This is a genomic window from Endozoicomonas sp. (assembly GCF_051008435.1).
Taxonomy (GTDB): domain Bacteria; phylum Pseudomonadota; class Gammaproteobacteria; order Pseudomonadales; family Endozoicomonadaceae; genus Endozoicomonas_A.
On sequence record NZ_JBPCXO010000501.1, the window covers coordinates 1 to 9,910 of the forward strand.

A 9,910-nucleotide genomic window follows, 5' to 3' on the forward strand; every position below is an offset into this window, starting at 1 on the left:
ATAATGCCAATGCCTTTTTGGAACTGAACAGTATTTTTACACATCAGATTTATCTCCAAATATAAAGGTCATCAGACGTTTAATATAGCATCTGGATTATGACGTAGGGTCGATGGTAAACAGGAAAAAATAAGGTTGATTTTATTATTCAGGTTTTGTATTCATTAATGCGCACTCGTTCACAAAAAGGATTTAAGAATGAAACCTGACAATACTGATGGCCTGATTCTTCAGACCATTGACGATTTCGCTCGCTCTGTTGGTGTCACTGTGGAAACAGTGCGAATATGGATTCGTAAGAACAAGATTCCTTCGGTCAAGATCGGCAAGCGTCGTCTGGTGAACATCCATAAGATCAAGAATACGCTTGAAAGTGAGGAATAATCCAGTATGGACGCTAAGGTGTCCATACTTATTATAGTCTAAATGACTGATAAATAAGGATTAAAATTGAGAAAATCAAGGACTCCTAATCAGGAAGATCCTTTTGAGCGGCTTTCTCGGCAAGTGGATGAAGCATTAAAAATCCAAACTGAATTACCGTATATATTCTGTAATACCCTGTCTTGGGTTGAATATGCCCGTTACATTAAGTCCAGTAAATCGGTTTGGTACCTGGAGCGTTCAGAAGGTAAAACTGACTGTTAGCGATTCATTTTAATTATTGCTTTGGATGCCAATGTGCTTCACTTTTTTTGGCGATTTCTCATCGCCTCAAAAAAATTGAATAGCACCTTGGTAAGGTTTCAAAGCAATAATTAAAATTATTTTTATCTTGTTTTTGGTCGTTATTGGTCTTTGTTTTTTATTTCATTTTTGGCTATTGCATTCGTTTATTTTGATGGCTATTAATGAAATTAGGATTAATTAAAAAAAGGAAAATAAAGAAAATGGAAACCTCATTTAAAGGACTCTATCTGGGATCAAAAGTAACGGAATTTGAAAGTGATCGTTATTTGAAAGTTTTTATCTCGGGCATGAGCGAAGATGAAGATCATAATATCTTTGGTTTGGATGTCATGATTTGCAGTGCTGATCATGACTTGCTTTATGAGTTTCAATCTCTAAAGCCATTAAAAGTTTACGAATTTAAAACCAAGGTCATGTCAGGATCAAAGCAACGAATCTCAATCAAGATTCTGGGCATTAAAGAAACCGTGTCTGAGAAATCGGTGAAGTAATGCAAGTGCTTCTGTGTGATGAGTTTGAATTGAAGCCCAAGGGGGAAGTGCTTTGCTCGGGTGACGCTTCGTTTATCACACTGGAAGAGCTTCAGGTCAGTCCTGTTGCTGAAGAGGTGTCGATGGAACAGGTGAATGAATTGCTGGCAGCGGCTTTACTGGTGTTCTGCATTGCTTTTGTCTTTTCACTGATCCTTCGTCAATTACGTTAAACAGAACATTCGGGAGAATGATCATGTTTAAGAAACTTGGGGGTCTTGTTCTGGGGGCAGTCTGCTCAGTGATGTCGATGGGGGCTTTTGCCGAAATTGACATCTCAGCTGCCACTACCGCCCTGACCACGGATGGCACCACCGCCATCACTGCTGTGGGTACCGCACTGGTCGGTCTTGCTGCGGTGGCTGTGGTGTTCAAGTGGGTTAAAGGTGCCATTTTCGGCTAATCCCGTTAAAGGTTCCTTTTTGCAGGGAGGTTATTCTCCCTGCATTTTTTCATAACTTCTTTGATGACTTCACTTATGTCTGCGACTGATCCCAACACTTTTTATCTGGTCATCATGCTGTTGGCTTTCTGGATGATGCAGCCATGAGAGTATTAATGGTTGGATGGCTCTTGCTGATGACTCATTCCGTCCAGGCAGAAACCTATTACTGGAAGTACAACAACAATGCCAATTTTATACGACCCACAGCCATAGAAGTCTGTGATCTGTTATATAAACCTTCACAGGGCTTTATTGATAATGGTTCTGAATTTATCAGCGAGACTCGCTATCGTTGCAACAAGAAACAACTGGAAGCCAATGGTGTCACTTGGTACTACGTCAATACTGACAAGATTTTCCGCTTCGGCAACAGCTGCCCTCAAGATACTTCTTACAATCTTGAAACCGGAGGCTGTGATGAGGTGACGCTCTCCTGCCCTGATGCACAGCCTGTCGCCAGCACACTGAATCTGTCTATGGGCTGTCATAACGGCTGCCGCTATGAAAACCTCGGCGGTTTCAGGGACTACAACAATCTGTTATCTGAAGTGACTTACGATTACGTTGCTACGGGAGAGGAGTGCCTGGCAGGTGATCAGGATATTACTGATGCCGAGAACTACTCCGAAACCAATGAGGAAGGTCTGGACTGTCGAACCAGCAACGAAATCCAGTTCTGTGTCAACGATGATCGAACCTGCAAGTTCATCAACGGTCAGGAAGTCTGCATCGATCACGAAACACGAGAAGAACTGTACAACTGCGGCACCTTTAACGGTGAAGTGGTTTGTATTGAAAAAAGCGAGCAGAGCCACTGTCGTTTCGTGAACGGTGAACACCTTTGCATCTATCCCGATGGGGACAAGGTGGATGAGGACTCGGTGGATCACCCTGACAATGGCGGTAATGCCAACCGCAATATCCAGGACGATATTCTGGATCAGGAAGACCTGGATCAGAATACGCCCCAGGCACAGAACACCCAGACCATTATTCGAGAAACCATCATTAAACAGGCGGCGCAGAAACAGGCCGAAAATGACAATCCCTCTTCTGCTGTTTCTGGTATCGAATGCGATAAAGCGATGAATTGTACGGGGGATGCCGTGCAATGCGTCATCGCACGATACGAGAAACAGCAGGCCTGTTTATTTGAGTTGCAGACCTCAGAGCTTCAGCAGCAGATTGACGCCAATCCTGCCACAAAACCGCTGGGCAGCTATGAATCAGATACCACACTGATCGACCTGGAAGGCATGATCTCGGAAGAGGGGCGCTTTGTAGAATCCGCCAGCTGCCCTGAACCGATGTCATTCGCCGTATATGGCAAGGACTTCGCCATCAGCTTTGACCCCATGTGCGACCTGGCGGGATACATCCGTTACTTCATTCTATTCGCCACCTGGTTCTCAGTGGCGGTACTGATCGCCAAATCATTCTAACAGGGAGGATGAATTATGTGGGGAGCCATGCTGAGCGTCATGATGACCTTTGCTTTGCCCATCGTGTGGATTGTATTGCGAGGGCTGGGCTTTGGTCTGGTGACCTACGGTGGATTATCACTGTTGACCGAATACCTGGGTGACAAGATCCAGGAGAACTTTGATGGGATGCCCATCGCTATGTACCAGATGATCTCATTACTGGGCATTCCAACCGCTGTGAATATCCTGCTCTCGGTACTGACCACCATTATCGTCATCAAGGGACTGATGACTGCCGGAGGTGCAGCCAGGAAGAAACCGGTCTGGAATGCACCCACGGGTGGCCTGGGCGGTGGAGCCTGAGATCCAACTCATCGGTTCAACCCGCAGCCGGTGAAGCGGCTCTTTTTTTCAGTATAAAAAGAGGGGCTGAGCGGGCATCGGAAAGGACACCAACATGCTGCACATCATTACCGGAAGACCGGGGGCTTCGAAGTCACTGAACTGCTTCAAAACCGTCTGCACCGACGCCAAGTACCAGGGCAGACCGCGTTATTACAACAACATCAAACTCAACCTGCTGGACTTCCAGGTCTGCAAAACCTTTCAGGCCTACTTCTATGACATCTATTACCCGACTCTCAAGAAAGCCGAGAAATCCATTCTCAATGCCACGATTCAACCGATCCATGCCCAGAAACGGTTTGTTGAACTGGCCGATGTGCCCTGGCTTGAAAAACCCTTTGAGAACCACGACCCACTGGCGCAATGGCTGAAGTGGGTGAAACGCTGTTATTCCATGCATGATGTTCGCAGCATTACTGAAATCCAAAAAAATTGTCCGGAAGGAACGGAGCTGACCTTCAAGGATTTTGAGTCCCTCAATCTGCATTGGAGGCATTTTGACGATCCCCATCGATGGTATGAACTGGAAGGTTACTCGGTTCTGGTCGTGGATGAAGCGCAGGAGTTCTTCCCTGTACGCTCGGGCAAAGATTGAGTCCCCGTGTACGCATCAAAATTTGAGCGACACCGGCACGACTCATTTGACGTTATCCTGGTGACTCAGCATCCTAACTTTCTTGATATCCATATCCGGCGTCTGGCGGGTCACCACACTCATTACTTCAACTTCTGGGGCAGCGCTAAGGTCACTCGCTACCTGTGGGATAAGTGTGTTGACCCTGATGATCATTTCGCAAAGCAGGAAGCGTCTAAATCGGTGATAGGCAAACCAAAGAAGTACTTCGGTGTGTACTTCTCGGCCTTTGAACACACCCACAAGCTGAAACTGCCCAAAGCCCTGCTACTGATCCCGGTGCTGCTGCTGATCATTGTCTTTGCTCTCTATAAAGGCCTCTCAACACTAACCCGCTCTGAACAGAAGCCAGAGGAAGCGTCTTCAAACCCCAACGATAGCTTTCTGCCCTTATCAAAGGACAATGCCAGGGAACCAGTCAGCCTGGAGCAATATATCCAGGCACGTACCCCTAGGTTATCAGGACTCAAACACACGGCTCCCATTTATGATGCGCTGACCAAGCCTAAAGCCTTCCCCAAGCCCCAGAACTGCATTCTGTGGCGGGAAGGTACATCAAAAGAGCAATGCATCTGTTACTCACAACGGCTGACCCGTATGCAGGTGCCTGAGTACCTCTGCAAATCCATTGTCAGGAATGGCTACTTTGATGAAACCCTCTCTGATAAACGACACGACCGAAACAGTCACCGAAACGACCGAAGAGAAATCAGACCTTACCGGCAGAAACCTGACTAACCCCTGTGCGAGGCTGCAAAGCGCAGCGCAGCCCGCACAGGCAGACGTTCCTGTAGCACGTCTTAAATAAGAGGCAGTAACAAAACTAAAAGTTATAAAAAGGAATTTATTATGAAAACATTAGAAAGATATGAACTCTCAGAGGATAGGGCTTCCACGGTTCCCAGTGACAAAGGTCTTCTGTTCGTTCATCCCAAGTTCGGCAAAGTAGCGGATCTCTACCAGGACAACTTCCAGATCGTAGGAACCTACGTGGATACGCTGAGGCAACTGTTCAAGGGGGTAATGAACCTGGGCTTCATTACGGACTGTGAACACTCTATTGACCTTGGTGAGAAAACCTACCAGTTTCTTGGTCTGGATTGGCTGTTGGGAAAAAGCTCCAAGTCATCCGGCTACCAGTTCCGGCTACAGAACAATCAGCTAGGCGTGATTATCTTCTTCAAAATGTTTCACTCCAAGGCAGAAACGGAAAGCTCTCATCTGAAAATAGAATGCTCCCCATGGTTCCTGGACAGTCGATCACCAAAAGAAGTTGATAAGTTCCTGGCTAAAATTGCCAAGAGAATTCTCAAAAGCTCGGAACCTCACTATCCAGCTATCCACCTGGCGGTAGATATGCAGGGATGGAAGCCTGATAACAATCTTTCCGAACGAATGCTCTGTCGTTCCAGGCGAGTGGCTCAGTTCAACGGTATAGATACCGCTGAATACAATGTCTCGGAAGTCTCCTGTATCTATGACCGTTCTCAGTCCTTCAAGTTCGGTGCTGCGGGTGCAGTACAGCTGGCGATCTACAACAAGACCATACAGGCCAGAACTGTCGATAAGTTCGATTACATGGAACACAAGTGGGATGAAAGCACGAAAACAGAAGAGGGTGCTTCTGGCTACGGTCCAGACCAAGATGTGTTCAGAGTAGAAGTAAGATTTCATCACTCTGTTATCCAGCAATTTGCACTGGGAACCAGCAATACCGACACGGGTGAAATCGGTGTCAAAATGAACACCTACTCCGATGTCATCAACCATATACAAGCTCTTTGGAAGTACGGCCTGAAGTCCTTCAAGCTCAAGTACAACAGCAACTACATAGATCCTATCTGGACAATCTTACAGGAAGATATCGTCTTCAAGTTTCCAGAGTCCAGCTACACCGATAATCTGCATTACAAGCGGTACTACAAGAAACCCACGTCGTTTTCGGGTAAGAATTACCAATTAGTTTTGGGTAACTTCCTTTCCTCCTGTGCCAGGAAAGGGCTGGAGTTCACGACAGTGCTTAAGGAGCTACAGCAGATGATTATCTGGCCGGATATAGCTCTGCACTATGAGAAGAATAATACGACAGAGAGCCAGCTTATGCAGAGACTCTCAGAGTCATATCAACAACGGATTCTCATGGGTTATAGTATATAAAGAGGGTTTTTGAACAGCGCATATATATTATTCAATTTAGATAATTCAACATGGTATCATCTTTGTATAGCTAACTATGTGCGAAGATTGTCGTTTTTAACTCATGATCATCTATATGACTAAAGTTCAAATAGGTGCTTGACTGGGTGTTTTGTAGGCAGTTTTCTGGTTTTTGATTACGGATTAGGGTTGGTACCAAAGGATTCTATAATGCAAAAATTTATAGATATGCTTCAGAAGAAAGCAGATGTTGCTAAATCGGAATCTGATTTTGCATACTTTATGAATCTACTTGTCTTTGGTGAAGCAATTGTTAAATTAATAGTTCTTTCAACAACGTCAGTGCTTAGCACAAATGATAAAGATAGGCATCAATATAGAATACTAAGTTCACTTGTTAGAGCAAATGGCCTTGGAGATTGGAGTAAAGCAGTTGATGAACTCTTGGTTGGTACTGCGTCTCAAATTTTGCCATTTGAGTTTAGGTCGTATCAAGCTGAAATTGCAAAAAAGGTGGGTGCTCAAGAGTGGCAATATCAGGCAGTAGAAAATCTAATCTCAGCATGTAATATTTTTGAGATAAATACTACTTCTAATAAAGGAAATAAGGCGTTTAAAGACTGGTTCAAATTGTTTTCTGAGCTACGAAATAAAACCAGAGGGCACGGTGCTATGCCCTTAGAAGAAGCTGCTCTCGCAGCACCTCTTTTAGCTAAAAGTATACAGATAGCTATTGACAATCTGTCTCTGTTGAAAATTCCTACAGCATATTTAAAGCGTAACTTGAGCGGTAAGTATCGCGTAACAGAAATATATGATTGTGATAATGTCTTTGATTATTTGAAAAAGAGTGAAAATTATACATTTTCTGATGGTGTTTACATCTATTTAGATAGTAAATGTTGGAAGATACCTCTTCTCTTAAGTGACCCTGGCTTGTCTGATTTTTATATTTCAAATGGTAGTTTTACTATCAAGAAGTACGAGTTACTATCGTATTGTACGGATGATAAGCAAAAAGGTGATTCAGCTGAATTTCTTAAACCATTAGGTCAACTGCCTAAAAGTGAATCTGAAGGTGTAGGTGAGTTAGAACCAAAAGGTAATTGTTTTTCAAACGTTCCAGATTTATCCTATGAATACATATCAAGGAATGAACTTGAGGGAGACTTACTAAAATTATTACTTGATGATAGAAGAACTGTCGTTACTCTTTTAGGAAGGGGAGGGATCGGTAAAACCTCGCTAGCTCTAAGGGTTATACCAGATCTGTATCAAGAAGAAAGGTTTGATGCTATTGTTTGGTTTAGCTCTCGAGATATAGACTTGCATGCTAGTGGTGCAAAAATTGTACGAGCAGATGTTATTACAAAAGATGATATCTCCAAAAGATACTGTGAGTTAGTTCTTTCTGAAAATGAAATACGTGAAAAAGATTTTAAGTGTTTAGATTACTTTCAAAGTCAACTAACAGAATCTGATATTGGATCGAGTCTTTTTGTCTTTGATAATTTTGAAACTACTGATAGCCCCATCGAAATATTTAACTGGATAGATACATACATAAGAAATCCTAATAAAGTATTGATTACAACCAGGCTCAGAGATTTTATTGGTGATTATCCTGTAAATGTTCATGGTATGACATTCGACGAGTCAAAAGAGCTGGTGTTAGTTACAGCTAGAAGTCTTGGTCTCGAGTGCATTATTACAGATAGCATGATTGAAGAAATATATCATGTTTCATCTGGTCATCCTTATGTTATAAAGGTTATGTTGGGGAATTTATCTAGGGATGAAAGGGGGAGGTCATTACCAAAGCTAATTGCTGGAAAGGATGAGGTTTTAACAGCTCTTTTTGAAAGAACTTATTCGGCTCTTACACCGTGTGCGCAACAAGTGTTTTTAACATTATCTTCATGGAATTCAGCAGTGCCTAGGTTGGCTTTAGAAGCAGTTTTAATGACTTCTATCGATAAGCCGCTTGAGGTGGAAAAAGCTATTGATAGCCTGACTCAATATTCAATGATAGAAGAGTTGAAAAGTGAAAATGATGGGCAATACTATGTTGGATTACCATTTGTTGCATTAGCTTTTGGGAAAAAGAAAGCTAGTGTCAGTCCATTGAGAAACAAAATTCAGAGCGATGTTAAAATACTGCAAATGTTTGGGGTTTCAAAATTAGATGATCAAAATTTATATTTCAGTAATAACTTTTCTCGATACTTGAAAAATATTGATTTTAATGCGAAATCTTTTTTTCAGAATAAAGAAATAATTGATGGTATAACACTCAGTTATAATGGTGCACGTTTGGCTTTGTCAGCTTGGCTTATGGAATCGGATAATGTGGCTTTATTAAAAGAAGCTAAAAAATATCTGGAGCTCTTCCTTGAGAACGAAACGGAAGATGCTAATAAAATGGAGGCTTGGAGAAGTCTTGCAAATCTATCAAAACAACTTGGTGAGCCTTTAGAAGAGATACATTCTCTTGTTGAGCTATCTCAGTTTTCAGATGTTGACTATTCTGTTCTCTCAAATGTTGCAAATAAAATGAATAGAATGCTAAATAATGAAGAGCTAACAATTGATAGTCATGGTGCTAAAAGGGAACTTGTTACTAGGCTTTATGGAGTGATGCACACAAGAAAGAATGAAGCTGATGCTGTTGATCACTCAAGAGCAGCTTGGCTAGCTTTGCATTTGGGAAAAGAGGATGAAGCAAAAGCATTAACGACTAATGGGCTGCAAATTGATCCCTTTAACAAATATTGTTTGAAACTAAAAGAAAAATTCAAGTAAATTGATTTCTGAAATCTAATTAGGGAATTATATTTTTAAGAGTGTAGGTTAGACAGGTTAAGTAGAAGGGGCTTTTAGCCCCTTTTTTATTTTGAAGTGTTAGGTTTTGCATTGTGGAGCTCGGACTCAAGTAGTTTTTTGACTTCTACCAGCTCTGAAACTTCATCATTGTATGATTCCCTAATAACCTTTGTCGTATATTGGGATAATTGTGAAATTTCACTCCTTTTTAGCTCCAGCTGGTTCTTGGTTATGTGGATTAAGGTGCAAAGCATGGTAACTATTCAGCACCCCTGATGATTTTGCAGGGATAAAAGGTTTTGGTTATAAGCCATGCCACACTTGAGTTTCAGAGGTGCAAATATGCTGTACTTTCGTTTATCTCGTGGGTAGTTGCGGCAATATGGTGTGGAAACTCAGCTTTTTAAGTGCATTTTTCGTCAAAAACTCCTTTTTCAGAAAGCTAAACGATCAGACAGCTTTTTCTACCCCTTGTGCGGTAAGCATTTCAGCACCACCCATTTCCAGCAGGGGGTGCTGAATAGTTACGCTCAATCACATCTAAAGGTGTTTGAGGGAGCTTGTCGTGTAAGTAAGCAATATCCAGTACTCGGTTTGATTCACTTACATATGGTAAATCAAGAAGATCTTTAAACTTCATAATTACTAATCAACTCGATAGTGATGTCTTGTTGCGCCTAATCGGGATAGGGCGGAGCCTCACGACTCCGCTCCTCCCACACCACCGGGCATACGGATCACGTACCACGGCGGTTCGGTTGATTGATTCAGCAATCTTCCAAACTATTGAAGAATATCCGTT

10 protein-coding genes are annotated in these 9,910 nt (G+C 42.6%); all 10 read left to right on the plus strand.

What is annotated here, in order from left to right:
• The first annotated feature begins 198 nt into the window (after positions 1–198).
• Positions 199–384 carry a helix-turn-helix domain-containing protein gene (locus ACR2PX_RS24915; protein ID WP_434002054.1) on the plus strand — a complete coding sequence of 62 codons (186 nt, stop codon included), beginning with the start codon at positions 199–201 and terminating at the stop codon, positions 382–384.
• Between the two features lie 506 nt (positions 385–890).
• On the plus strand, positions 891–1,181 hold the full coding sequence (locus ACR2PX_RS24920; RefSeq protein WP_434002055.1) for a hypothetical protein: 291 nt from the start codon (positions 891–893) through the stop codon (positions 1,179–1,181).
• Entirely contained in the window at positions 1,181–1,393 is a 213-nt protein-coding gene (locus ACR2PX_RS24925) for a hypothetical protein (RefSeq protein ID WP_434002056.1), read from the plus strand. Before ACR2PX_RS24920 ends, ACR2PX_RS24925 begins: the two co-directional genes overlap by 1 nt.
• A gap of 23 nt (positions 1,394–1,416) precedes the next feature.
• Positions 1,417–1,623 carry a major capsid protein gene (locus tag ACR2PX_RS24930; RefSeq protein ID WP_434002057.1) on the plus strand — a complete coding sequence of 69 codons (207 nt, stop codon included), beginning with the start codon at positions 1,417–1,419 and terminating at the stop codon, positions 1,621–1,623.
• A 155-nt stretch (positions 1,624–1,778) separates the two neighbouring features.
• Positions 1,779–3,107, plus strand: coding sequence for a virulence factor TspB C-terminal domain-related protein (locus ACR2PX_RS24935; protein ID WP_434002058.1), 1,329 nt, complete (start codon positions 1,779–1,781; stop codon positions 3,105–3,107).
• A gap of 15 nt (positions 3,108–3,122) precedes the next feature.
• Positions 3,123–3,452 (plus strand): DUF2523 family protein, encoded by a 330-nt coding sequence (locus ACR2PX_RS24940; protein WP_434002059.1) that lies wholly within the window; start codon positions 3,123–3,125, stop codon positions 3,450–3,452.
• Between the two features lie 94 nt (positions 3,453–3,546).
• Positions 3,547–4,089 carry a hypothetical protein gene (locus tag ACR2PX_RS24945; RefSeq protein WP_434002060.1) on the plus strand — a complete coding sequence of 181 codons (543 nt, stop codon included), beginning with the start codon at positions 3,547–3,549 and terminating at the stop codon, positions 4,087–4,089.
• Positions 4,090–4,095: 6 nt separating this feature from the next.
• Positions 4,096–4,866, plus strand: coding sequence for a zonular occludens toxin domain-containing protein (locus ACR2PX_RS24950; RefSeq protein WP_434002061.1), 771 nt, complete (start codon positions 4,096–4,098; stop codon positions 4,864–4,866).
• A gap of 111 nt (positions 4,867–4,977) precedes the next feature.
• On the plus strand, positions 4,978–6,285 hold the full coding sequence (locus tag ACR2PX_RS24955) for a hypothetical protein (protein ID WP_434002062.1): 1,308 nt from the start codon (positions 4,978–4,980) through the stop codon (positions 6,283–6,285).
• Positions 6,286–6,495: 210 nt separating this feature from the next.
• On the plus strand, positions 6,496–9,087 hold the full coding sequence (locus ACR2PX_RS24960; RefSeq protein WP_434002063.1) for an NB-ARC domain-containing protein: 2,592 nt from the start codon (positions 6,496–6,498) through the stop codon (positions 9,085–9,087).
• Positions 9,088–9,910 lie beyond the last annotated feature (823 nt).

Bases quoted from the DNA above. Each gene is read 5' to 3' on its own strand.
- ACR2PX_RS24935 (WP_434002058.1), top strand. From the start codon at position 1,779: ATGGTTGGATGGCTCTTGCTGATGACTCATTCCGTCCAGGCAGAAACC.
- ACR2PX_RS24960 (WP_434002063.1), top strand. From the start codon at position 6,496: ATGCAAAAATTTATAGATATGCTTCAGAAGAAAGCAGATGTTGCTAAA.
- ACR2PX_RS24955 (WP_434002062.1), top strand. From the start codon at position 4,978: ATGAAAACATTAGAAAGATATGAACTCTCAGAGGATAGGGCTTCCACG.
- ACR2PX_RS24930 (WP_434002057.1), top strand. From the start codon at position 1,417: ATGTTTAAGAAACTTGGGGGTCTTGTTCTGGGGGCAGTCTGCTCAGTG.
- ACR2PX_RS24920 (WP_434002055.1), top strand. From the start codon at position 891: ATGGAAACCTCATTTAAAGGACTCTATCTGGGATCAAAAGTAACGGAA.
- ACR2PX_RS24945 (WP_434002060.1), top strand. From the start codon at position 3,547: ATGCTGCACATCATTACCGGAAGACCGGGGGCTTCGAAGTCACTGAAC.
- ACR2PX_RS24940 (WP_434002059.1), top strand. From the start codon at position 3,123: ATGTGGGGAGCCATGCTGAGCGTCATGATGACCTTTGCTTTGCCCATC.
- ACR2PX_RS24925 (WP_434002056.1), top strand. From the start codon at position 1,181: ATGCAAGTGCTTCTGTGTGATGAGTTTGAATTGAAGCCCAAGGGGGAA.
- ACR2PX_RS24915 (WP_434002054.1), top strand. From the start codon at position 199: ATGAAACCTGACAATACTGATGGCCTGATTCTTCAGACCATTGACGAT.